Raw genomic sequence first — 21,848 nt, forward strand, 5'->3', positions numbered from 1 at the left:
GAGGGGCGTGCTTCCGGCCCGGAATTGGGCCGGCGCTGGATTCCACAGGGAACCCTTCGCTGGGCGACGATACGACGGGGGAACGACGCTCGGAGCGACAGCGTCACGCCGAGAGTGAACTGAGCGTGACGACGTGTCGGGGTCGGCCTCGGAGAGACTGGCCGACCGCTCGGGAGCGACGAGAGACGACGCGCCGGCGCAGTGCGGCGTCCGTGAGTGGGACGCCGGTCCCACGGCGGCGAAACGGCCTACCGTGCGGGAAGCGGCGGGGCCGTTCGACGGGCGTCCACGACCGCGTCCCGGCCCGGAAGAAGGGGCGTCGCACCGAGCGCACCTGCATTGGCGCGCTCGATGGCCGACCGCCCGCTGTAGAGCCAGCGGGCGAACGAGGTCGGCGCGGGTACGGGAATCGTATCGGTCATGGAGTCACACGTCGGCGTATTCGACGTATCTGAACCCTGAACCGGTGATATGATAAATCTGTTTCAGACGTGGTACCACACGCCAATGTCCGGACGGTCGTCGGTGGCGCTCAGTCGGCCGCCGCCGGCTTGTTTCGGGGTGCGGGCGGGTCGGCGTCGCTCCCGTCCGCACGCGCCAGCGACGAGTCGCCGGCGAGCGTCCGCGTGGAGTTGCCGACGACGAGCAGGCTGCTCGCGGTCATCGCGAGCGCAGCGAACAGCGGGTTCAGCAGGCCCAGCAGCGCGAGCGGGAGCGCCACGGCGTTGTAGCAGAACGCCCAGGCGAGGTTCTGACGGACCCGCGAGCGCGTCGCGGCCGTCACCGCGAACACGTCCGGGGCGGCACGCAGGTCGTCGCTGGTCACGACGGCGTCGGCCGCGTCGGCGGCCAGCGACGTGCCGGAGGCCATCGCGATGCCGAGGTCCGCGGTCGCGAGCGCCGGCGCGTCGTTGCTCCCGTCGCCGACCATCGCGACGGTTCCGCGGGACCGGAGGCGCTCGACGACCTCGGCCTTCGCCTCCGGCGGGACGCCGGCGAACACCTCGTCGACGCCCTCGTGGCGCTCGAACGGGGTCGCCGCCGCCGGACGGTCCCCGGTGATGACGACGACCTCGCGGTCGCGCGAGAGCGTCGAGACGACGGCCTCCCAGCCCTCGCGGTGACGGTCGCCGGCGACGAATGCATCCTGTGCCGCGCCGTCCCAGCCGACGAGCGCCGGGACGCGGCCGTTCTCCGCGGCGCGCTCGCAGCGCTCGCGCAGTGGATCGGGGACCGCGAGTCCGAGGGATTCGAGCAGGTCGGGCGTGCCGACGGCGACGCGCTCGCCGTCGACCGTCGCGCTGACGCCCCGTCCCGGGTGCTGCTCGAAGTCGGTCACCTCGGCGTCGGGGACGGCCGTCGCGTCGGTCACCGCCGCGGCGACGGGGTGGTCCGCGAACCGCTCGACGGCGGCCGCCCGGGCCATCGCGTCCTCGTCGGCGCGCTCCAGCAGTTCCATCTCGCCGGTCGTCAGCGTCCCCGTCTTGTCGAAGGCCACCACGTCCACGTCGGTCGCCGTCTCGAACACCGAGTCGCCGGTGACGACGGTGCCGGCGTCGAGCGCCCGGCGGATTCCCGCGGCGGTCGCCAGCGGCGTCGCCAGCCCCAGCGCGCAGGGACAGGAGACGACGAGGACGGCGAGGCCGGTCAGCATCGCGTCGGTGGGGGTCGCGCCGACGAACAGGTGCGCGCCGGTAGCGATGACGGCCAGCACCACCACCAGCGGGACGAAGACGGCGGCGACCCGGTCGACGAGGCGCTGGACGCCGCCGCGACTGCTCTGGACCTCCCACAGCAGGTTCGTGAGGCGGTCGACCGTGCTCTCGGCGTCGGGGCCGACACGGACGACGACCCCGCCCTGCGTGGCCAGCGACCCGCCGATGACCTCGTCGCCGGCGGTCTTGCGGACGGCCAGCGACTCGCCGGTGACCAGCGACTCGTCGACGGCGGCGTCCCCCTCGACGACGGTCCCGTCGACCGGCACGCGGTCGCCGGAGCGGACGACCACCTCGTCGTCCGGGTCGAGGTGACTGACTGCGACCTCCTCGTGGCCGTCGGCGGTGCGCCGCCGGGCGCTGTCGGCTCGCTGGGTCGTGAACTCGGTGAGACGATCGAGGGCGGCCCGCCGGACCCGGTCCTGGTAGTAGTCGCCGACGGAGACGGCCATCACGATGACCGTCGCCACGTCGAAGTACACCTCGGTGTGGCCGAGGACGACGGCGACGACGCTGTAGAGGAATGCGGTCGCGGCGGCCATCGCCACGAGCAGGTCCATGTTCGGCCGGCCGGCCCGCAGGCTGACGTAGGCCCCGCGCAGCATCGGCCAGCCGGTGTAGCCGACGACGACGCCGGTCATCACCGCCATGTTCCACAGCAGGTACGCCCCCGCCGTCCCGTTCGGGTCGAGCAGAAGCAGCGACGGGTCGACGCCGAGGTAAGCGGGATACAGGAACAGGACGTACCACAGCATCGTCATCATGCCGAAGAAGCCGCCGACGATGAGCCGACCCTCCGATTCGTACTCGTCGTCGCGCTCGGCGGTCTGGAGGCTTGCGCCGTAGCCGGTGCCGGCCACCACGTCGGGGAGGTCGTCTTCGCCGAGCACCGCGTCGTCGTAGGTGAGCCGCATCGTCCCGGTCGGGTAGCTGGCGGCGGCCGCCTCGACGCCCTCGTGGTCCGTCGCGCGGGCTTCGAGGAACGTCTCGCAGGTCGCACAGTGCATCCCGTCGACGGAGACGAAGGCCGTCTCGCCGTCGACCTCGTCGGGGTCCGCGCCGGTGTCGGCGTCCTCGCGGGTCTGTCTCGCGGGGTCGTCGAGCGTGCGCGCGACTTCCAGACAGCCCCGACAGCAGAACGTCCCGTCGACGGCGTCGTCGGTGACGGGCGCGTCGACCGGCAGGTCACAGAGCGTGCAGTGAGTCACATCCATGGCATGGGGAGCGGTGGTTTCGGGACGGCGATACCGAACGCCGCGAGGCCGTTCGAGAGCGGAACGAGCGCGAGGACGACGAAGATGGCACCGAGAACGCGGTGCAGCGCCGCCCGTCGAGACGGCGATAGCGACCCGAACGCCGTCCCGTAGGCGAACACGAGCGGGAACGTCCCCAGGCCGAGCGCGGCCAGCGAGAGCCCGCCGGTCAGGGCCGATCCGGTCGCGAAGGCGTACAGGAACGCCGGGTACAGCAGCGGACAGGGGAGCAGTCCGTGCATCGCGCCCAGCGCGACCATCCCAGGGCCCTCGACCCAGCGGTCGACGCGGGCCACGAGCGCCGAGGAGACGCGGCGGAACAGTCCGCCGACCAGCGGGAGCGACGCGGCCACGTCGACCGCGCTCCCGCGCGAGAGGTAGCCGACGCCCACCGCGACGATGAACAGGCCCACGGCGACGCCGACGAGACCTCGGACGGCGGTACCGAGGCGCGCGACGCCGGCCGCGTCGTAGAGGACGCCGCCGACCGCGCCCAGGGCCACGCCGACGAAGGCGTAACTGAGCGTCCGGCCCGCGTTGAACAGCGCGTGCTGGCGGATTTCCCGGCCCGACACCGGGCCGTCGTCGCCGAGTCGGTCGGCGTACGTCGTGACGAGCGGGCCGCACATGCCGAGGCAGTGGACGCTCCCGACGAGGCCGAGGCCGAAGAACGCGGCTAGCCCGGCCGCGTCGCCCGTGCTCAGTCCCGCCGTCCCCGGGTCCATCTCAGGCCGCTCTCGACTCCGCTGTGGCTGTCATCAGGTACAGGCTTGCGGCGATGATGACGACGCTGACCAGCGAGAGCGCGACGATGGTCCGCCCGGTCCCCTGCATGTAGTACGCGACGGGGGCCAGTCCGAGCAGCGCGAGCAGTGTGACGATTCGAGGGTTCGAGCCTGCCATGCGTGGCCGTAAGTTGGAGGGCGTATAAAAAGAATAGGGGCGTTCCTGACCGTTGAAAAACCGACGGTGCCTTTTTTGAATAGAGGGCTGTCCACTCGTGTATGGCTCGACGAATAGCTGGACTGAACGGAGGGCTGTCGCCCGGTTCGACGGGGGAGCGAACATGGCACTGAATCGTCGACAGTTCGTCGGAGCCGCGGCCGGCGCGGCGGCACTGGGCGCGGCCGGAACGGCATCGGCACAGGAAGAACCGGACTACGGCGGCTGGTTCGACGACGTCTCGAACTTCGACGGGACGGTCGACAAGCGGGGCCAGGACACGGTCGAGATCACCGTCGGCGCGCAGGGCAACAACGGCAACTTCGCGTTCGGCCCTGCAGCGGTGATGGTCAACCCCGGCACGGAGGTGGTCTGGCGCTGGAACGGCAAGGGCGGCGGCCACAACGTCGTCTCCGACGGCGACGGCCCGCTCGACTCCGGCTCGGCCGTCGCCGAGGCCGGCACCACTTACAGCCACACCTTCGACTCCGAGGGCATCTACAAGTACGTCTGCGTGCCTCACGAGACCCTCGGCATGAAGGGGGCCGTCGTCGTCCGCCCCGGTGGCGGCAGCGGCGGTAGTGGCGGCAGCGGCGGCACGCCGGAAGGGCCGCCCGCGAATCCCGACTACGGCGGCTGGTTCGAGGGCGTCTCGAACTTCGACGGGACGACGGTCGACAGGACCGACCAGGACACGGTCGAGATCACCGTCGGCGCGCAGGGCAACAACGGCAACTTCGCGTTCGATCCGCCGGCGGTACGCGTCACGCCCGGCACGGAGGTAGTCTGGCGCTGGAACGGCAAGGGCGGCGGCCACAACGTCGTCTCCGACGGCGACGGCCCGCTCGACTCCGGCTCGGCCGTCGCCGAGGCCGGCACCACATACAGCCACACCTTCGAGGAGATGGGCATCTACAACTACGTCTGCGTGCCCCACGAGTCCCTCGGCATGAAGGGCGCCGTCGTCGTCGGCGGGCCGCTCGGCGGCAGCGGCGGTGGCAGTGGCGGCGGACGCGGCGCTGACATCGAACTGTCCGGCCCGCAGTGGCTGCTCTCCGGGTCGGTGCTGCTCGCGTTCTTCTCGCCGCTGCTGTTCGCGGCGGCGATGCGACGGCGCTACAGCGAACAACCGCCCGCGACGAGCGACGACCTCACGCTCGCGACCGGGCCGGCACCGGTCGAAGAAGCGGCGGAGACGGAACCGGCGGTCGAGATCGGCCACGACGAGTACGACCCGAAGGGGACGGCGGCGCTGGTCGCCTTCTACTTCGTGCTGATCGCCCTGCTGTGGGTGTTCATGTACTTCGTGGAGTTCCTCGGCCGCGTCACGGTGATCGGGTGATACCATGCAGGTTCATAGATTCGAAAAGGTCTGGCTCGGCGCAGCGCTCCTGCTCATCGTCGGCTTCATCGCCACGGTCGCCTACGGCAGCGTCGGCGTCGGCGTCGCGATGGTCGACGACTCGGGCGGGCAGATCAACGCGCAGGCGGTACAGAGCGGTAACACCGGAACGCAGTTCGACGACCCCGGCGTGGTCCGGGAGGGCGAGGACCACTACGCCGTCTACGTCGTCGCCCGGCAGTTCCAGTTCGTCCCCGGGTCCGGTGACGACCCGATTCGCGTGCCAGCGGACGCGAAGGTCACGTTCCGCGTGACCAGCGCGGACGTGGTTCACGGCTTCGCCGTGGTCGAGACCAACATCAACACGATGGTCATCCCCGGGCAGGTCGCGGAGGTCTCGGCGCGCTTCGACGAGCCCGGCACGTACGGACTGGTCTGTCACGAGTACTGCGGAGCGGCCCACCACACGATGGGCGGTTCCGTCGAAGTCGTCCCACAGGACGAGTACGAATCCCAGCAACAACAGAGTATGAACGAGACACAGCTGCAATCCCCGGAGGTGGGTAACTGATGGTGTTCGTCGATTCCTATCCGAAAACGTCAAAACTCGTCAGAAGCGAGTTCATCGTCGCCTTCGTCGCGCTCGGTATCGGCGCGCTGTTCGGCGTGATCCAGGCGCTTCACCGGACCGGCGCGTTCCGCGGGTTCGTCAGTTCGGCCGACTACTACACCCTCCTGACGGCCCACGGCGTCCTCCTCGCGCTGGTGTTCACGACGTTCTTCATCGCGGGGCTGTTCGCGTGGGCCGTCTCCAGCAGTCTCGAGCGCGAACTGCCACAGCGCCTCGCCTGGCCGGCCTTCTGGATCATGCTCACCGGGACCGTGCTGGCCGCCGTGGCCATCCTCGGTGGCCTGTTCGGCGCGCCGTCGGTGTTCGGCCACTCGCTGAGCGCCGACGTGCTCTTCACCTTCTACGCGCCGATGAAGGCCCACCCCGCGTTCTACATCGGGGCCGCGCTCATCATCGTCGGCTCCTGGATCGCCGGGGCCGCCTACTTCAAGGCACTCTGGGAGTGGCGCTCGGACAACCCCGACGAGCGCATCCCGCTGCAGACGTTCATGGTGCTGACGACGATGCTGATGTGGTACATCTCCACCATCGGCGTCGCCGTCGAAGTCGTCGTCTTCCTGATCCCGTGGTCGCTCGGGCTCATCCAGAACGTCGACCCGCTGCTGACCCGGACGCTGTTCTGGTACTTCGGCCACCCGGTCGTGTACTTCTGGCTCATGCCGGCGTACCTCGTCTGGTACACGATCCTGCCGAAGCTCGCCGGCGGGCGACTGTTCAGCGACCCGCTCGCGCGCGTGGTCTTCGTCGCCTTCCTGTTGCTTTCGACCCCGGTCGGCTTCCACCACCAGTACGTCGACCCCGGCATCCCCGAGGGCTACAAGTTCATCGCGATGACGAACACGATGTTCCTGCTGTTGCCCTCGCTTCTGACGGCTTTCACCGTGGTCGCCTCGCTCGAACACGGAGCGCGCCAGAACGGCGGCTCCGGCTACCTCTCGTGGCTCAGGAACCTCCCGTGGGACGAACCGGCCTTCTCGGGCTGTGCGCTGGCCGGTCTGATGTTCGCCGCCGGCGGCTTCTCCGGCATGATCAACGCCGGGATGAACATCAACTACCTCATTCACAACACCATCTGGGTGCCCGGCCACTTCCACCTCACCGTCGGCACAGCGTTCGCGCTGACGGCGATGGCGATCAGCTACTGGCTGGTCCCGCAGCTCACCGGCAAGCCGCTTCGCCAGCGCAGTCTGGCCGTCCTCCAGCCGTACGTCTGGTTCGTCGGCATGGCGCTGATGTCGAACGCGATGCACCGCGCCGGGCTGGCCGGCATCCCCCGGCGGACCGCCGAGCCGACCTACGACGAGTTCGCCTTCCAGGGCGTCGCCGGGACGGTCGCCGAGATGCGCCTCCAGATCGCTATCGGCGGCTTCCTGCTGTTCGTCGGCGCCGCGCTGTTCCTCGTGGTGATGGCGGACACGCTGCTCGCCCGCCGCGGCGGGACGCTGTCTGTCAACGGCAGCATCCCGGACCCGCTGTCCGGGCCGGAGCACAGCCCGCGCATCCTCGACAACTACAAGCTCTGGACGGCCATCGCCCTGCTGCTCATCGTCATCGCGTACGGCCCGCCGCTGGCCAGCATGGTCATCGACGGCATCTTCGCGCCCGGTAGCCCGCCGATCCCCGTCTAACACCCCCTCTCACATCATGTTCGAAGACGTCGACGGACCGGAACAGAAGACGCTCATCCGCCTCCTCATCGTCATCGGCATCGGCCTGCCGATCCTCATCGAGGTGGCCACCTTCGGGAGCATGCTGGGCCACCACGTCGTCGGTGACGGCGGCGATGGCGGTGACGCAGCCACCGGAACGCCCACGGCCGTCGAGACGGGAGCCGTCGCCGGCGACGAGATTCTCGACGAGCCGAACCTGACGGCGCGAATCGCGTCGGCCTCGGTCGTCACAGAGAACGACGGCTGGCGGGTCACCCTCACGGTGAACGCCACGAACACCGGGCAGACACCTGCCGCCGTGCGCCTCGGTGGCGTCACCAGTCGGAGCGGGTCGACCGTCGACGGGGCCGCGTCGACGGACCGGATCCAGCCGGGCGAGTCGGCGTCGGTGACCGAATCGTGGCTCCTGCCGCCCGGCGAGCGGCCCGGCAGCCTCACCGTCACGACCGTGCGGTACCCGCCGGACGGCACGCCGGAAACGGAGACACACACCGTGACGCTCGGCGACATCCCGGTTTCCAACCGGTGAGATCCGTGGGAACCGTTTTTGCCTCCGGGGCGTGAACAATCCTGAAGGATGACAGAACATCACCCGCGGAAGGGAATCGAACTGTACCGAGAAGACGACACCTACGTCGTGCTGTTCGATCTCCCCGACCACGATCCGTCGGACATCGAGGTCCGCTGGCGAAACGGGCGGCTTCACGTCGAGGCCGTCGAGGGAACGTCGGGGGAGCGACACCGGGTGTTCCACCGGAGCATCGGCCTCTCCAGTCCAATCGAGGGTCACGACATCTCGGCGTCGTACGAGGACGGCGTCCTCACGGTCACTGCGCCGATCAGCGACGAGACGCCGGAAGACCACCAGATCGACGTGGAGTACTGACGGCGGGCCAGACGGACTGTTGCCGGAACTACTCGCCTCGCGAGTCGCAGTTGGGGCAGCGACTCGCGCCGGGTGAGACCACTTCCCCGCAGTTCGGACAGTGTCGGTCAGGCGACCCCGCTCGGCGCTCTGGCGTGAACACCGACGTGTCGTCGATCCACTCGTCCGAGTCCGCCGATTCGGACGGAGTCTCTACGCGTTCGGTCCGACTGGGGTCCGTCTCGGCCGTCACGGCTTCGTCCGTCACGGACTCATCGGCCCGAGCACCGTCGACCGCGGGCGCGTCGGTCGCCGATCCGTCACCCGGGGGCGACGGCTCAGCGGCCGCCGTCTCGCCCGGCGAATACACCCGCGTCCCGGTGTGTCGCGTCGCGTCCGAACCGCCGATATCGGCTGTCGATTCTTCTGGTTCCGCCGGCGGGCTCGAACGGTCCGATTCTTCTGTATCAGTCGGAGCACCCTCAGATTCGGCGTCGCGCGTCGCCACCGGCGGCATGATTGGGAATCGCTGGTCCGGCCGTCGTTGCGGGTCTGCGAGCGGGGCGCGCGATCGAACGACGGCCCCGACGGCGGACTGCACGACGAGATAGGCTGCTACCAGCGTCCCCGGAACGGCGACGGCGGCGGTGACCGCCACCGTCGGCGTGACGGCAGTCGCGTCGAGAACGGGACCGACCGTCCGGTCGACACCGGCCCGGGCCGGCCAGTCGACCGCCGTCGGAACGTCGAGGACGGTTGCCCGAGCAAGCCACCCGACGGCGAACGTGAGCGCCGTCAAGAACACGAGCACCGAGAGCGCCGCGGGTGACGAGAGGGTGTACACCCGGTGGCCGTAGGCGACGGTGCGTACGACGAGGTGTGCCGTCGCGGCCACAGCCAGGACCGTCAGCGCGCCGCTCCGACCGAGCGCCACGCTGAGAACGAGACAGCACGCGAGCGCGACGCCGGGAACGACCAGCAACAGGGCGGGGTGGTCGAACCGGTACGCGTCGGCGAGGTTGCCGTAGTCGTTTCGGAGCCGTCGGTTGACGAGCCAGACGGCCACCAGCGACGGGACCACGAGCCACGCGACGGCCGCGACGGCGACTGTCGCAGTGATCTCGACGCCACCGGCCGCGGCGAACGTCGTGCTATCGAGCTTCGGTGCGACGCGGCGCAGTGCGAGCCCGGTGGCGACGACCCAGGCGCCGTACGCGACCCATGCCAGAACCAATCCGAGAAACAGCCAGCGTTCAGCCCGCAGTACGGAGACGGATTCGCGGAGTTCCGTGACCAGTCGTCCGCGGGGGGACGACCGGCCCGTTCCCGACCGACCGCTCACGCGTCGTCACCGAGCCCGAATGGCGATGGTGACCACGCCGGAGAGTTCGAGTTCGTCACCGGGTTCGACGCGCTCACGGTCACCTTTCTGGAGGGGCGTGCCGTTGAGCCGGGTCGGGTTGTCGCCCAGATCGACCAGGTAGTACCCGTCCTCCTCCCGGTCGAACCGGACGTGCTCGCGGTGGATCCGAACCGCCTCGTCCTCCGGCTGGCCGGCGTCGATGAGCGCTGCGCGGATCTCGCGGCCGACCCGGTCGCCGTCCGAAACGTCGATGTCGCGGCCCGCCACCGAGAGCACGAGTCCGTCGGGGACGGTCGGTTCGTCCGACGACTGCGAGGACAGGGCCTCGACGGCGCCACCGGTCGGCGACCCGTCGGCGGCCGAGTCGTCGCCCGAACCCGTTTCGCTCGCGCCGTTCCGGTGGGCGTCGAGGTTCTCGCCGCAGTTGATACAGAAGCTCGCGTCGTCGTCGACGGCCGTGCCGCACTCCGGACACGCGTCGAGCGGTTCGGGGCCGCCGGCCGAGATCTCCTGCACGTCAGCCCCGCAGTCGAGACAGAAGTTCGCGTCGGCGTCGAGTTCCCGCCCGCAGTCCGGGCAGTCGATAGTGTCCGGCTCGTTCACCGGTTCACCATCATCAGTCTGTTCGTCCGTGGGTTCGGCGTCGCCGGTCCGCTCGCCCGCCGGTTCGGCGTCGCCTGTCTGTTCCTCTGTCGGTTCAGCATCATCGGGCCGCTCGTCCGCCGGTTCGGCGTCGTTCGGGACTGAGTCGCCGTCGGTCGGGACGTCGTGCTCGGCGGCCGCTGGTGCCTTCGAATCGGCCTCGTGGTCGGGAGACGGTGTCGCGTCGTCGCCATCGTGGTCCGCTGATGCGTGTGCGTCCACCGCCCCGTCGGCCGTCGCATCGGCGGCCACTGCCGGGGTGTCGCGGCGCTGGTCGTCGACGGCCTCGGCCGGCACCGCCTCAACCGGAGTGTCGGCTTCCTCGGCGTGGTGACCGTTCGACGCTGGGCCGGGTGTCGAAGGCAGTCGTTCTGGCGACGCGGTGTCTTCGAGCAGTTCGACGTCGGCCGTCGTCCCCTCGCCGCCGGCGTCTCCCTCCTCGATATCGCCGTCGTACTGCCACTCGCCGCAATCTGGATTCGTACACCACCCGCCCGCGACGGCCGGGTCGAAGTCGGCGTCGCAGATGGGGCACTGTACGGTTCGGTCGGGTTCGGGCATGATATTCGTTTGGGAATAATTGGGGAGGAAATAAAATACTTACTCCCGCTAAACTTTCTCACTATTCGTCTGTCATAATCACCGTGTCACGTTCGGAGATATCGATGTCGGGGTCGATGTCGCGGATCGGGATGCCGCCGTCATCCGGCGTTTCCGGAAGCGCGTCGTCGGCGAACAAGAGCACCGAAACGTTGTCTTTCCCACCGCGGTCGTTCGCCAGCGTGACGAGGTCGCGACTGGCGGCGTCGAGCGAGGCCGATTCGAGCACGAGGTCACGGATGTCGTCGTCCGTGACGACCCGCTCGCGGATCCTATCGGCGACCTCCTCGGAGCCGTCGGACTCGACGTACTCCTCGTACAGTTGGGGGGCGTCGGTCTGCGCGTCGATGAGGCCGTCGCTCGTCGTCACGACGGTGTCTTCGGCATACAGGCGGACGGTGCGCGTATCGACATCCACGGACGCGCGCTCCGGGTCTTCGTAGCCCGAGCCACCGAGCGCGCGCGTGATCTCGTTGCCGTTCGGGTGAACGTGGGCCTCCACGGGGTCGATCTCGCCGCTGTCTTCCCACTCCTGGACCACGGCGTGGTCACGGGTGAGCGCCGAGATCGTCTCGCGAGCGCCGTTGACGACGTACGCTCGGCTGTCGCCGACCCACCCGTAGTGGAGTTTGCCGTCGACGTAAATGCCCGCGACCACGGTCGTGTAGGACTGCGTCCCGGTCTCGTCGGCGTAGCGGATAATCTCGCGGTGCGCCGCCGTGATCGCCTCCGCCACGGCGTCTCGAATCTCGCCCTCACCGGGCGGATCCGGCAGGACCCCGCGGGCCACGTCGACGTCGAACCCGTTCGGGTAGCTCCGGGCCGTCCGAATCGCCATCGGCGCGAGCTCCTCTGCCACGACCGTCGTGGCGATGTACGACGCCACGTCGCCCGCGTCGTGGCCGCCAGCGCCGTCTGCGACGACGAACACGGCGGCCGAACGGTTCATCGGCCGACCGCGATCGGACTCGGCGCCCTCGCCCGTGTCGTCCGCGTCGGTGGTACCGCTCGCCCCGAGCCCGGTCTGGGCCGCGGTCGCCGCGTCGTCGCCGTACTCCTCCTCGGCGTCGGATCCCGTGTCGTCGCGTTCTCCGTCCGTCTCTCCGGCCGCTCCCGAGTCGTCGTCCGCGTCGGAGGCTCCGACTTCGCCGTCGTCAACCGAGCCGAGTTCGCCGTCCTCGCCGTCCGTCTCGGCCGCTGGATTCAGGTCCGCGGCCGCTGCGTCTGCCTCCTCGTCGGCCGGTCGGTCCTGGCCGCGGTAGCCGTCGCGGTGGCCCTCCTCGAACACCGTCACGGAGACGCTGTCCTCGTTGATTCCCTGTCCTCGCTTCCGCTCGCCGATGTCGTAGTTGGTGCTGTATCTCATGACTCCTCCGGGTGGAACTCGAACGTGACGCCGTAGGTCGGGTGAACGAGCGATACCAGGTCGCCGTCCCTGAGCCGGATCGACTCCGGTGGAACGTTGCCGTGTCTGTCAGTCGGGTCCTCTCCCTCGGTCCGCAGTCGCTCGCGGCCCGGCGAGGAGAGCACGCGCTGCCAGCCGGCCCCCTTCTGGACGAAGGTGCCGTTGAGGCTCCGGTCGTGGAGGTACCAGTCGCCGTCCTCGGTGTCGAACTGGACCTGGACCGAGGAGATGTACTCGCCCTGCGGATCCTCGATGGTGATCGACGCGGACGGGCCGTTCGCGCCCTCGCGACCGATCGTGTCACCGGGCTCGACCGTGAACCGCGTCCCCGCCTGGATGTACGTGATCGAGGCGGTCGCCGGCGGTCCGGGGTCCTTGCGTTCGAGGACCTCCTTCAGGACGGTCGCGTTCCGGTACCGATCGCGGTAGTCGGTCTGCGTCGCGCGCTCGACGATTTCGGCCAGGTAGTCCTCGCAGTCCGCGCCGAAGGCCTGTGGATTCACGCCGTCTTTCTTCGGGACGCTCCCCTTGAGCAGGAAGAGCAGGATCTTCCCGATGGAGTACACGTCGGACCACGGCCCCTGGCGAACGTCGGTGCGGCTCGCTTCGGCCACTTCGCGGGGCTTGAACGGCCCCAGGATGGTCGTCCCGTTGTTCCCGGTCGAGGGATCGCCCGAGGCGTCGAAGCCGGTCGCCGTGTTGAAGTCGATGAGCGTGGGCGTGATGTCCGGCGTGAGCATCACGTTCTCCGGCTTCAGATCGCGGTAGACGATCTCGTTCTCGTGGAGGAACCCCATCGCGTCACAGAGGTCGATCCCGATCTGGCGCACCTGGTCGGTGTCCGCGATGGGACCGTGCTGGTCGATGACCTCGTCGAGTTCGATGCCGTCCGTGACGAGTTCGACCACGAGGAAGGGCACGTCGCGCTCCCTGACGGTGTCGTAGTAGTCCATCACGTTCTCGTGTCCGCCGGCGCGCCGGATGCGTTCGAGCGACTCCGCCTCCTTGCCGAAGTACTCCTCGATGATGGCGGGGTCGTTCTGTGACTCGGTGTAGTTCGGATGCTTGAGGACGACGGTGTCACCGGTCTCCGTGTCGCGGGCGCGGTAGGCCTTCGCGAAGCCGCCCTTGCCGAGGAACGCCTCCAGCTCGTATCGGCCGGCGACGACGTCGCCCGTCTCTGGTTCCCAGGTCATAACACGCTAGCTCGGCCGGCCGGCGACGGCTGCGCTGTCTCGACGGCGCGGCGCGGTCACTTCTGGATGCCCTCGTCTGTGACGATCTTCGTCGCCCGGTTCTGCTCCTTGCGCCCACCCTCCATGACGATCCGCGTCTCGCGTTCGGCGGACTGGACGGCCTCGGTGTCCTCGCCGTGGATGCGCGTCATGCGCTCCAGTTGCGTCTGGGCCTCCGCGACGTTGCCGCGGCCGAGTTCGGTCTTGATGACCGTCTGTCGGTGATCGACGTCCACCTGTTCGTTGTGGGTCGCGAGCTTCGACTCCTCGTCGGTGTAGTCGACCGTGATCGCGTCGCGCGCCGTCTCGCCCCCGGCCGATAGCGTGACGTTCGCGAGCGACACCGCACGTCCGGGGTCGCGGTCCGGCGCGTGGATCTTCAGGACCACGCGCTGTGTCTCGCGTTCGAGCAGGTCCGGGAGCGGCACGACGGTCGCGTTGTCCGCCCAGTCGAGATCCACGGACTGGGTCTGGGGGAGCGCGCGGTACACCCCGCTGACCTCGACGCCGTCGGCCACGTCCAGTTCGAGTCGGGCGTCGGGCGCGACGACGGTCCCGGCCTCCTCGACGGCGTCACCGAAGAACGATTCGATGTCGCCGGCGGCATCGAGGTGGGTCCACTCGCCGCGGGCGACAGTCCCGAGGGTCCGGATCGTCTCCTCGCGGTAGTCGCTCCCGATGCCGGCGGCCTTGATACGGATGCCCTCACTGTCGATTTCGCGGGCCAGTTCGGCGAACGCCTCGGGATCGTGTGAGTTGTCCTTCCCGTCCGAGAGCAAGAGCACTCGCCGCGCCGTCGTGTCGTCGCTCGGAAGGTCCTGAAGCGAGGCCTTCGCTTCGAGCAGCCCGCGGTACATATCGGTCCCGCCGCCCGCAGAGATATCCGTGACGGCGTCGAGCGCCTCTTCACGCGTGATGTCCCCCCAGCGAGTGGGCGCGAGTACGGTCGTGACATCGTTGTCGAACGCGACGATGGAGACGTAGTCGTCCTCGTCGAGGAGGCCGAACACCCACTCGGCCCCCGCTCGCGCCTGTTCGATATCGTCGCCGGCCATCGATCCGCTCGCGTCGATACAGAGTGCGATCTGTCGCGTGGGCCGTTCCTCCATCGCCCCCGGTTCGACTTCGATCTCGGCCGTCAGTTTCGCCCCCTCCGTCGGCACGTACGGTCTGTTGACCTCGGTCACGACAGTTGCAGCCATACCGTATGATGGGACATACGTCCTAATTATATGTTTTCCCCGAATCGGGTGAAAAAAGAGGGGTCCCTAGGGAGTACATAACCCTGAGTCCGGGCGAAGTAATCAGTATCTACCACCCACTCGGCCTACGTCTCGGCGAGGAGGTCATCGACCAGTTGGGAGACGTACTCGATCTCGTCCTGGTTGACGCCGTGACCCATTCCCTCGTAGATCCGTTCCTCCACGTCGCCGTGCAGGCGCTCGAACACGCGCCTGGTCTCGTGGACGCGTTCGATGGGAATGTGTGGATCCACGTCGCTACAGCCGACGAACACCGGAGTCGCCTCGAGGTCGCCCTCGTACTCGCTCTCGTCGATGGTCTCGCCGATGAGTCCCCCGCTGAGCGCCACCAGTCCCCCGTACCGCCGCGGGTTTCGCGCGACGAACTCGCTCGCGAGACACGCCCCCTGTGAGAATCCGAGGACGAGCACCCGGTCAGTCGGGATCCCGGCCTGTGTCGCCTCAGTGACGGCGTCGTCGACCGCCTGTAGCCCGGACGTGCGACCGGGTTCGTTCTGCTCGACCGGAGCCAGAAACGAGTTCGGGTACCACGTGTTTCGGGCCGCCTGCGGCGCGAGCAGCGCCAGTCCGTCTCGCTGGAACTCAGAGGCCATCTGGACGATGCTCCGCGCGGTCGCGCCCCGCCCGTGGACGAGCACCGCCGCGGCGCTCGCTTCGGCGAGCGGCGTCCCCGCGGTCGACCGCTGCTGGTCCTGGTGTGGCCCGTTCATCGCGCACCCTCCCCGGGATTGGCCGAAACTGTTCGAACGCGGTGCTCGGTCAATCGGTTGTCATCGTCGATCAGTACTCGCGTGTTCGCGTCACCGTTCATATCATCTGTACCGGCCGGAGGCACTTGACTGGGAACATCAGTCAACCGACGGACGGGTTGGCGCGTCGAGACCGTCCGAACGCTCGTCGACTCATGCCGACGCCGACGCGCGTCGTTGAGCCAAAATTGAGCGATTAACGAGGTGCTAGGCGTACATCGAGACACACCTCCGGGGGTTCACGTGCGGCCGCGCCGGTGGCCGTCACTGTCGATCGCCCGGACAGGTGGTGACGTATCCGGGACTCATCACATAAGAGATTCCATAAATTCTGAGAATTGGATATAAAATAAATTCGAACGAAGCTATCCAGTCGCTAACTACGAGGGAGTACCGAAAAGTAGTGTGTTAACCTTCATCAGAGTAGTACTATAACCTTCCAGTTGTTAGCTTGGGTTGACCATGAAAAAGCAGGAGCTCATCCACCTTCACGGCCTGCTTGCACAGGTACAGAACCACTACGAAGCAGAGGCCGGGACAGAAGTCGACCACGACGAATACGAGGAACTGGGCGTCAAGCCGACATCGATTCACAAGTCGAAGACCGACCACAAGGCTGCCGTTTTCGCGATCGCCGACGGGATCGCATCCGAGATGAGCGACGAGGCGAAAGAGCCTGTTTCTGCGGCCGCGGACTAACGACCTCCCGCTGTTTCACCAACAATCACACCGGTACAGCGGCGGCGCTTCTCCGAACGGATCTGTCAGAAATTGTGGGTTGCCGGACACCGAAACCAGTTAGTGATCGTATGTTTTTAGGACGGCCGCGAGGAGTCGCGCCTGCAGGCGGCTCACTCGTCGATGAGTTCTTCGAACTCCGGGAGCACGTCCTCGGACTCGGCTTCGGCGTCGGTCGCCGCGTCGGCCTCTTGCCCGGTGTCGTCTGCCGATTCCGCGGTTTCGTCTCCGTCATCGTCGTCGGATTCCTCCGGGATCTCCTCGATTTCGAGTACGTCTAGCGGGATGTTCTCGAGGCGCTGGCCGATCTCTTTGCGCGCGATCCGTGCGGCATGTTCGTCGCGTTCGACGTTGAACACGGTCATCTCGAGTTCGAGCGCCACGAGGCTCTCATCGGCGGCGAGGAACGCCGGTTCGAGCGTCTCCCCGCAATGGGGACAGTGCCGGTCGCCCATGTTGATCTCGACGTAGTTGAGGTCCGGGTTCAGCATCTCACCCGTCTTCGAGATCGCGATCCGAACCGCCTCGTCCGCGGATTCGACGTCGTAGACTGGCACGGCGGCCTCGACGACAACTCGGCAATTCATATTGGCATGTACATTTTCCAATATAATGAAGGTTAGGTCGGCGTCGAGAGAGCCGCTCACATCGCGTATTTCGCCGATAGACGGATGGATCGCTGGATCTAGCAAAATCGCATCCGGCCAGCCAAATCATCACACCCTCGAAAGACAGACGATACCGTGTGACTGGCGTGCGGCGTCGACTGCTTCGGCGCGATTCGCTCGCTCGACGGGCTCGGCACGACTCGAAACGCCGATAGCCGTGGGGCGGTTTTCGAGACACAATGGAACAGGGCGACATCGACACCGAGCCGCTCGCCGGGGGCATCGAGTTACAGTCGACCGTCGAGAGCGGGCAGTCCTATCTCTGGAACCGGGACGACGGCCGGATGTACGAGACGGAGGGCGCGACCGGGGACGACGGCTGGTACTGGACCACCGTCAGGCGCGACGGCACACCCCACGTCGTCCGTGTCCGTCAGCGAGACGAGCGCCTGGAGTGGGAGTCGACCGTCGACGCCGAACGCGACGTGCGCCGACTGCTGCGCCTGGACGACGATCTCCACGAGATCCGCGCCGGTGCCCCGGACGACGAGGTGGTACAGGACGCTTACGACGCGTACTGGGGGATGCGGCTGGTCCGGGACCCGCCGTTCGGATCGCTCGTCTCGTTCATCTGCTCGGCGCAGATGCGCGTCTCGCGCATCCACGGGATGCAGCGGGCGCTCCGGGAGGCGTACGGCGAGCCTGTCGAGTTCGACGGCGCGACCTACCGGGCGTATCCGACGCCGAGCGCGCTCGCCGAGACGAGCGAGGAAGCGCTGCGCGACCTCGGACTCGGCTATCGCGCGCCGTACGTCCAGCGGACGGCGGAGATGGTGGCCACCGGCGAAGCTCACCCGGACGAGGCGACCGGAATGGACTACGAGGCGGCGCGCGAATCGCTGACGCGCTTCGTCGGCGTCGGCGAGAAGGTCGCCGACTGCGTCCTGCTGTTCTCGCTCGACTTCCTCGAAGCGGTCCCGCTGGACACGTGGATCCGGTCGACCATCGAGGAGTACTACCCCGAGTGCGACCGGGGGAACTACGCGGAGACCTCGCGGGCGATTCGGGCCGCGCTCGGCGGCGAGTACGCCGGGTACGCCCAGACGTACCTCTTTCACTACCTCCGCACCGGCGGCGACGCCGAGTGACCGACGGCGACCAGCCGACAGTATAACGAGGGTCGCAGGGCAAGCGTCTGACTATGTCTCGAACGCGAGCGCACGTCTTCGTCTCCGGCCGCGTCCAGGGCGTCTACTACCGAGCGACGACACGAGAGCGCGCGCAACAGCGCGGGGTCGACGGGTGGGTCCGGAACCTCGACGACGGCCGCGTCGAGGCGGTGTTCGAGGGACCTGATGACGACGTGGACGCGATGGTGGAGTTCTGCCGCGAGGGCAGCGAGCGCGCGAACGTGACGGACGTGGAGGTCGAGTACGGAGACCCGGAAAGCCTCGACGGCTTCGAGGTCCGCTGGTAGCCGTCGTCCCGTAGAGTTACTTCGGTGGCAGCGCAATCCCCGCGCATGCTCACCGGCTCAGAGATGGGCGTCGTCGACGAGAACGCCGAGGCCCTCGGCGTGCCGCGCAAGCAACTGATGGAGTCGTCCGGCCACGCGGTCGCCCGAGCGGTTCGGAGGCTGGCGGACCCCGGCGACAGCGTGACGATCGTCGCCGGCCGCGGGAACAACGGCGGCGACGCGCTCGTCACCGCCCGCTTCCTCGACGACTTCGACCTCCGCGTCCTCCTGCTCGGACGACCCGAGACCATCACGACGGACATCTCCCGAGAGAACTGGGACGCCCTTCAGCGTGCAGAGTACCCCACGGAGACGGTCACCGACTCCGCCGCGCTCGATCTCGGCGACCCGGCCCTCGTCGTCGACGCGATGCTTGGGACCGGCATCGCCGGTGACCTCCGAGAACCCGAGGCGACGGCCGCCGCCGCGATGAACGCTGGCGACGCGACGGTCCTGTCGGTGGACGTTCCCTCCGGCCTCGACGCCGGGACCGGACGGCTGGCCGAGAACGCCGTCCGGGCCGACCACGTCGTGACCTTCCACGACACGAAACCCGGCCTCCCGAACCTCGACGCGCCCGTCACCGTCGCCGACATCGGCATCCCCGACGCGGCGGAGCTGTTCGTCGAGCGCGGCGACCTCTCGCGACTCGACCGCGACCCCGCGAGCCACAAGGGCGACAACGGCGAGGTCCTCGTCGTCGGCGGCGGTCCCTACACCGGCGCGCCGGCGCTCAGTGCGCAGGCCGCGCTCCGCGGCGGAGCCGACCTCGTCCGCGTCGCCTGCCCGGCCGCGGTCGCCCGCGAGATCCAGGGCTACAGCGAGAACCTCATCCTCAGGCCCTACGACGGCGACCGCCTCGCGCCGGCCCACGTGGACCGGCTCGCCGACCTTGCGGCGTCCCACGACGCGCTCGTCCTCGGACCGGGACTCGGCGACGCCGACGCGACGCTCGACGCCGTGGCCGACATGCTCTCGAGGTTCGACGGGACGGCCGTCGTCGACGCCGACGCCCTCTCCGTGGTTCCGGAGATCGAGACGGACGCCGACCTCGTCTGCACGCCGCATCAGGGCGAACTCGTGGGGATGGGCGGGGAGACGGACGAAGACTGGCGCGAGCGGATGGCCCTCGTCGAGTCCTTTGCCGCCGAGATCGGCCAGACGCTGCTGGTGAAAGGGCCCTACGACATCGTCTCCGACGGCGAGCAGACACGGGTCGGACGGACCGGCAACCCCGGCATGACTGTCGGGGGAACGGGCGACGTGCTCGCCGGCGTGACCGGCGCGCTCGCCTGCGTCCAGACCCCGCTCGACGCCGCGGCTATCGCCGCCTACGCGGTCGGGAGCGTCGGAGACCGAGTCGTCGAGGACCGCGGCTACGGGCTGGTGGCGACGGACCTGCTTGACGAGATTCCGCGGGTGCTGTGGCGTCGCGGTGCGGGAGAATAAGCGCCCAGCAGGCACTCAGGCCGACGCGCCGACGAGGTCGCCGGCCTTCGCCCGGGACTGCTCGATGATCGCCGGCCGCGCCTCGAACTCGATGACCACCTGGTCGCCGTAGTCGACGGCCTCGACGTTCGCGTGGTCGTGAATCCAGGAGACGAGGCTCATGGTGTCCTCCGTCATCGGGAGCACCAGTCGCTCCTGCTCGTAGTCGGGCAGTTCCCGGTCGATGCGCTCAGCCAGGCCGTCGACGTTCAGCCCCTCCCTGGCGCTGACCGCGACGGGGTCCGGAGCCAGCGACGAGAGCGCCGCCTTCTTGCGCTGGACCTCCTCGTCGTCGACCGCGTCCGTCTTGTTCAGCACCGTGACGATGGGCGCTTCGTTTCGCTCGTACAGCGTGTCGTGGCTCGTCACCAGCTTCTCGCGGATCTCCTCGACCGACTCGGTGACGTCGACGACGAGCAAGACGAGGTCGGCGTGGTACACCGAGCCGAGCGTGGACTTGAACGACTCGACGAGCCAGTGAGGGAGGTCCTGAATGAACCCGACGGTGTCGGTCACCAGCACCTCGCGCTTGCCGACCTCCGCGCGCCGCGTCGTCGTCCCGAGCGTCGTGAACAGTCGGTCCTCGCTCTCGGCGGTCGCGTCGAGGTCCGGGTGGAGGTCCTCGTTCTCGTCCACGTCCAGTTCGGTCGCGAGCCGGCGCAGCAGCGTCGATTTCCCGGCGTTGGTGTAGCCGGCCAGCGCGACGAGATCGAATCCCGACTCGCGGCGCTGGTCCCGGCGGTGGCGCTCGGTCTCCTCGATGGATTCGAGGTCGTCGCGGATGTTGGAGATCTGCTTCTTGATGTCCTCTTCGCGGGTCTCGTCGTACTCCCCGAGCCCCATGAACCCCGGCCGTTCGTCGCGCTTGGCGAGGCTCGCCTTGGCCTCGGCCCGCGGGAGTTCGTAGCGCAACTCGGCGAGCTCGACCTGGAGCTGCGCCTTCCGGGTCTGGGCCCGCTGGCCGAAGATTTCGAGGATGAGCCGGAAGCGGTCGATGACCCGCACCCGGTCGGGGAGCTCGTTCCCGATGTTGTAGGTCTGGTACGGGCCGAGTTGGTTGTCGAAGATCACTACGGTCGCGTCCTCGCGGGCGACCGCGTTGCTCAGCCGTGCCACCTTCCCCTCGCCGAGGTGATAGGCGGGGTCCTCGGTCCGAGTCTGGGTGATCTCCCCGACGACCTCGTAACCGGCGGCTCTGGCGAGGTCCCGGATCTCTTCCGTGTCGGCGGTGCCGCTGTCGACGCGCTTCGCGACCACCGCCCGTTCCGTGGTGTGTGTCGCCGTCACTCGTCGCGAAAGTAGGGCGTCCGATTATTTAATCTGCGGGGTGGGTCGCCCCGACGTCCGGCGGCCGACGGCGAACAACTCGGCACGCTGGGGCCAGTCGCGACCGACCCGTGACGATAAAAAGAGGGACAGACACGAGCACAAAGGATTTAAAAATGGACAGTCAGGTACGCGGTATGGAAACGTTCGCACTACAACTGGACGGATTCGGTCTCCAGCAGATGGGGCTTGAGTTCGGCGGCGGCGGCCTCATCGGCGGTATCATCGGCTTCGCCGCCAAGAAGGTCGCGAAGCTCATCGCCGTCATCGTCGGCATCGAGCTGGCGCTGTTCAAGTTCCTGGAGACGCGCGGCATCCTCGAGGTCAACTGGGAAGCCATCGGCGGGGCGGCGCGGAACGCGACCGGGACCGCCGGCGACGCCGCGGCGACCCAGCCGCCCTCCTGGCTCATGTCGCTGCTGTCGGCGCTGCCGGTCAGCGCCGGGTTCACCGCCGGCTTCCTGATCGGCTTCAAGAAGGGATAACGCGAACCGGCTG

At 68.2% G+C, this 21,848-nt stretch carries 22 protein-coding genes; 10 read left to right on the forward strand and 12 right to left on the reverse strand.

What is annotated here, in order from left to right:
* Positions 1–248 precede the first annotated feature (248 nt).
* The 4 genes from GM656_RS13165 to GM656_RS19140 all read right to left on the reverse strand — a co-directional run bounded on the left by GM656_RS13165 (position 249) and on the right by GM656_RS19140 (position 3,871).
* Complete coding sequence (locus tag GM656_RS13165) at positions 249–422, reverse strand: hypothetical protein (RefSeq protein WP_162413810.1); 174 nt, start codon at positions 420–422, stop codon at positions 249–251.
* Positions 423–532: 110 nt separating this feature from the next.
* The gene (locus GM656_RS13170; RefSeq protein ID WP_162414214.1) at positions 533–2,923 is read right to left on the reverse strand and encodes a heavy metal translocating P-type ATPase; all 2,391 of its coding nucleotides are present in this window, start codon (positions 2,921–2,923) and stop codon (positions 533–535) included.
* Positions 2,920–3,693, reverse strand: a complete 774-nt coding sequence (locus GM656_RS13175) for a sulfite exporter TauE/SafE family protein (protein ID WP_162414130.1) — start codon at positions 3,691–3,693, stop codon at positions 2,920–2,922. The genes GM656_RS13170 and GM656_RS13175 overlap by 4 nt, the downstream gene beginning before the upstream one ends.
* A 1-nt stretch (position 3,694) precedes the next feature.
* Entirely contained in the window at positions 3,695–3,871 is a 177-nt protein-coding gene (locus tag GM656_RS19140) for a hypothetical protein (RefSeq protein WP_174242981.1), read from the reverse strand.
* A 163-nt stretch (positions 3,872–4,034) separates the two neighbouring features.
* On the opposite strand from GM656_RS19140, the gene GM656_RS13180 reads away from it, so the two are divergent.
* Genes GM656_RS13180 through GM656_RS13200 form a run of 5 tightly spaced genes read left to right on the forward strand, consistent with a single transcriptional unit; the run spans position 4,035 to position 8,439 of the window.
* Entirely contained in the window at positions 4,035–5,252 is a 1,218-nt protein-coding gene (locus GM656_RS13180) for a halocyanin domain-containing protein (protein ID WP_162414131.1), read from the forward strand.
* A 4-nt stretch (positions 5,253–5,256) separates the two neighbouring features.
* The gene (locus tag GM656_RS13185; protein ID WP_162414132.1) at positions 5,257–5,823 is read left to right on the forward strand and encodes a cytochrome c oxidase subunit II; all 567 of its coding nucleotides are present in this window, start codon (positions 5,257–5,259) and stop codon (positions 5,821–5,823) included.
* Entirely contained in the window at positions 5,823–7,511 is a 1,689-nt protein-coding gene (locus GM656_RS13190) for a b(o/a)3-type cytochrome-c oxidase subunit 1 (RefSeq protein WP_162414133.1), read from the forward strand. Before GM656_RS13185 ends, GM656_RS13190 begins: the two co-directional genes overlap by 1 nt.
* A gap of 16 nt (positions 7,512–7,527) precedes the next feature.
* Positions 7,528–8,082 carry a COG1361 family protein gene (locus GM656_RS13195; RefSeq protein WP_162414134.1) on the forward strand — a complete coding sequence of 185 codons (555 nt, stop codon included), beginning with the start codon at positions 7,528–7,530 and terminating at the stop codon, positions 8,080–8,082.
* A gap of 48 nt (positions 8,083–8,130) precedes the next feature.
* Entirely contained in the window at positions 8,131–8,439 is a 309-nt protein-coding gene (locus GM656_RS13200; RefSeq protein WP_162414135.1) for an Hsp20/alpha crystallin family protein, read from the forward strand.
* 28 nt (positions 8,440–8,467) lie between these two features.
* Here GM656_RS13200 and GM656_RS13205 read toward each other — a convergent pair whose 3' ends face one another.
* The 6 genes from GM656_RS13205 to GM656_RS13235 all read right to left on the reverse strand — a co-directional run bounded on the left by GM656_RS13205 (position 8,468) and on the right by GM656_RS13235 (position 15,635).
* Entirely contained in the window at positions 8,468–9,760 is a 1,293-nt protein-coding gene (locus tag GM656_RS13205; RefSeq protein ID WP_162414136.1) for a zinc ribbon domain-containing protein, read from the reverse strand.
* 6 nt (positions 9,761–9,766) lie between these two features.
* On the reverse strand, positions 9,767–10,984 hold the full coding sequence (locus tag GM656_RS13210; protein WP_162414137.1) for a double zinc ribbon domain-containing protein: 1,218 nt from the start codon (positions 10,982–10,984) through the stop codon (positions 9,767–9,769).
* A 61-nt stretch (positions 10,985–11,045) separates the two neighbouring features.
* Positions 11,046–12,389 carry a PP2C family protein-serine/threonine phosphatase gene (locus tag GM656_RS13215; RefSeq protein ID WP_241692768.1) on the reverse strand — a complete coding sequence of 448 codons (1,344 nt, stop codon included), beginning with the start codon at positions 12,387–12,389 and terminating at the stop codon, positions 11,046–11,048.
* Positions 12,386–13,624 (reverse strand): FHA domain-containing serine/threonine-protein kinase, encoded by a 1,239-nt coding sequence (locus GM656_RS13225; protein WP_162414138.1) that lies wholly within the window; start codon positions 13,622–13,624, stop codon positions 12,386–12,388. Before GM656_RS13225 ends, GM656_RS13215 begins: the two co-directional genes overlap by 4 nt.
* 56 nt (positions 13,625–13,680) lie before the next feature.
* Positions 13,681–14,865 carry a vWA domain-containing protein gene (locus tag GM656_RS13230; protein WP_162414139.1) on the reverse strand — a complete coding sequence of 395 codons (1,185 nt, stop codon included), beginning with the start codon at positions 14,863–14,865 and terminating at the stop codon, positions 13,681–13,683.
* Positions 14,866–14,990: 125 nt separating this feature from the next.
* Positions 14,991–15,635 (reverse strand): alpha/beta hydrolase, encoded by a 645-nt coding sequence (locus GM656_RS13235; protein WP_162414140.1) that lies wholly within the window; start codon positions 15,633–15,635, stop codon positions 14,991–14,993.
* 501 nt (positions 15,636–16,136) lie between these two features.
* On the opposite strand from GM656_RS13235, the gene GM656_RS13240 reads away from it, so the two are divergent.
* Positions 16,137–16,373 carry a UPF0058 family protein gene (locus GM656_RS13240; RefSeq protein ID WP_162414141.1) on the forward strand — a complete coding sequence of 79 codons (237 nt, stop codon included), beginning with the start codon at positions 16,137–16,139 and terminating at the stop codon, positions 16,371–16,373.
* Positions 16,374–16,525: 152 nt separating this feature from the next.
* Here the strand turns inward: GM656_RS13240 and GM656_RS13245 are convergent, their stop codons facing one another.
* Positions 16,526–16,999: a DUF555 domain-containing protein gene (locus GM656_RS13245; protein WP_162414142.1), complete on the reverse strand. Its 474-nt coding sequence runs from the start codon at positions 16,997–16,999 to the stop codon at positions 16,526–16,528.
* A 260-nt stretch (positions 17,000–17,259) separates the two neighbouring features.
* On the opposite strand from GM656_RS13245, the gene GM656_RS13250 reads away from it, so the two are divergent.
* From GM656_RS13250 to GM656_RS13260, 3 genes are read left to right on the forward strand one after another with little or no spacing between them, the layout of a single operon-like run.
* Positions 17,260–18,168: a DNA-3-methyladenine glycosylase family protein gene (locus tag GM656_RS13250; protein WP_162414143.1), complete on the forward strand. Its 909-nt coding sequence runs from the start codon at positions 17,260–17,262 to the stop codon at positions 18,166–18,168.
* Between the two features lie 53 nt (positions 18,169–18,221).
* Positions 18,222–18,497 (forward strand): acylphosphatase, encoded by a 276-nt coding sequence (locus GM656_RS13255; protein ID WP_162414144.1) that lies wholly within the window; start codon positions 18,222–18,224, stop codon positions 18,495–18,497.
* Positions 18,498–18,542: 45 nt separating this feature from the next.
* Positions 18,543–19,985 (forward strand): NAD(P)H-hydrate dehydratase, encoded by a 1,443-nt coding sequence (locus GM656_RS13260; RefSeq protein WP_162414145.1) that lies wholly within the window; start codon positions 18,543–18,545, stop codon positions 19,983–19,985.
* A gap of 15 nt (positions 19,986–20,000) precedes the next feature.
* Here GM656_RS13260 and hflX read toward each other — a convergent pair whose 3' ends face one another.
* Entirely contained in the window at positions 20,001–21,311 is a 1,311-nt protein-coding gene (gene hflX, locus GM656_RS13265; RefSeq protein ID WP_162414146.1) for a GTPase HflX, read from the reverse strand.
* A gap of 176 nt (positions 21,312–21,487) precedes the next feature.
* On the opposite strand from hflX, the gene GM656_RS13270 reads away from it, so the two are divergent.
* On the forward strand, positions 21,488–21,835 hold the full coding sequence (locus GM656_RS13270) for an FUN14 domain-containing protein (protein ID WP_162414147.1): 348 nt from the start codon (positions 21,488–21,490) through the stop codon (positions 21,833–21,835).
* Positions 21,836–21,848: the final 13 nt, after the last annotated feature.

Origin of the sequence: Haloarcula salina (assembly GCF_010119195.1) — an archaeon.
GTDB classification, from domain to species: domain Archaea; phylum Halobacteriota; class Halobacteria; order Halobacteriales; family Haloarculaceae; genus Haloarcula; species Haloarcula salina.

Coding starts and splice junctions, on each gene's coding strand:
- GM656_RS13165 (WP_162413810.1), bottom strand. CDS start 422: ATGACCGATACGATTCCCGTACCCGCGCCGACCTCGTTCGCCCGCTGG.
- GM656_RS13175 (WP_162414130.1), bottom strand. CDS start 3,693: ATGGACCCGGGGACGGCGGGACTGAGCACGGGCGACGCGGCCGGGCTA.
- GM656_RS19140 (WP_174242981.1), bottom strand. CDS start 3,871: ATGGCAGGCTCGAACCCTCGAATCGTCACACTGCTCGCGCTGCTCGGA.
- GM656_RS13180 (WP_162414131.1), top strand. CDS start 4,035: ATGGCACTGAATCGTCGACAGTTCGTCGGAGCCGCGGCCGGCGCGGCG.
- GM656_RS13185 (WP_162414132.1), top strand. CDS start 5,257: ATGCAGGTTCATAGATTCGAAAAGGTCTGGCTCGGCGCAGCGCTCCTG.
- GM656_RS13190 (WP_162414133.1), top strand. CDS start 5,823: ATGGTGTTCGTCGATTCCTATCCGAAAACGTCAAAACTCGTCAGAAGC.
- GM656_RS13195 (WP_162414134.1), top strand. CDS start 7,528: ATGTTCGAAGACGTCGACGGACCGGAACAGAAGACGCTCATCCGCCTC.
- GM656_RS13200 (WP_162414135.1), top strand. CDS start 8,131: ATGACAGAACATCACCCGCGGAAGGGAATCGAACTGTACCGAGAAGAC.
- GM656_RS13210 (WP_162414137.1), bottom strand. CDS start 10,984: ATGCCCGAACCCGACCGAACCGTACAGTGCCCCATCTGCGACGCCGAC.
- GM656_RS13215 (WP_241692768.1), bottom strand. CDS start 12,389: ATGAGATACAGCACCAACTACGACATCGGCGAGCGGAAGCGAGGACAG.
- GM656_RS13225 (WP_162414138.1), bottom strand. CDS start 13,624: ATGACCTGGGAACCAGAGACGGGCGACGTCGTCGCCGGCCGATACGAG.
- GM656_RS13230 (WP_162414139.1), bottom strand. CDS start 14,865: ATGGCTGCAACTGTCGTGACCGAGGTCAACAGACCGTACGTGCCGACG.
- GM656_RS13235 (WP_162414140.1), bottom strand. CDS start 15,635: ATGAACGGGCCACACCAGGACCAGCAGCGGTCGACCGCGGGGACGCCG.
- GM656_RS13240 (WP_162414141.1), top strand. CDS start 16,137: ATGAAAAAGCAGGAGCTCATCCACCTTCACGGCCTGCTTGCACAGGTA.
- GM656_RS13245 (WP_162414142.1), bottom strand. CDS start 16,999: ATGAATTGCCGAGTTGTCGTCGAGGCCGCCGTGCCAGTCTACGACGTC.
- GM656_RS13250 (WP_162414143.1), top strand. CDS start 17,260: ATGGAACAGGGCGACATCGACACCGAGCCGCTCGCCGGGGGCATCGAG.
- GM656_RS13255 (WP_162414144.1), top strand. CDS start 18,222: ATGTCTCGAACGCGAGCGCACGTCTTCGTCTCCGGCCGCGTCCAGGGC.
- GM656_RS13260 (WP_162414145.1), top strand. CDS start 18,543: ATGCTCACCGGCTCAGAGATGGGCGTCGTCGACGAGAACGCCGAGGCC.
- GM656_RS13270 (WP_162414147.1), top strand. CDS start 21,488: ATGGAAACGTTCGCACTACAACTGGACGGATTCGGTCTCCAGCAGATG.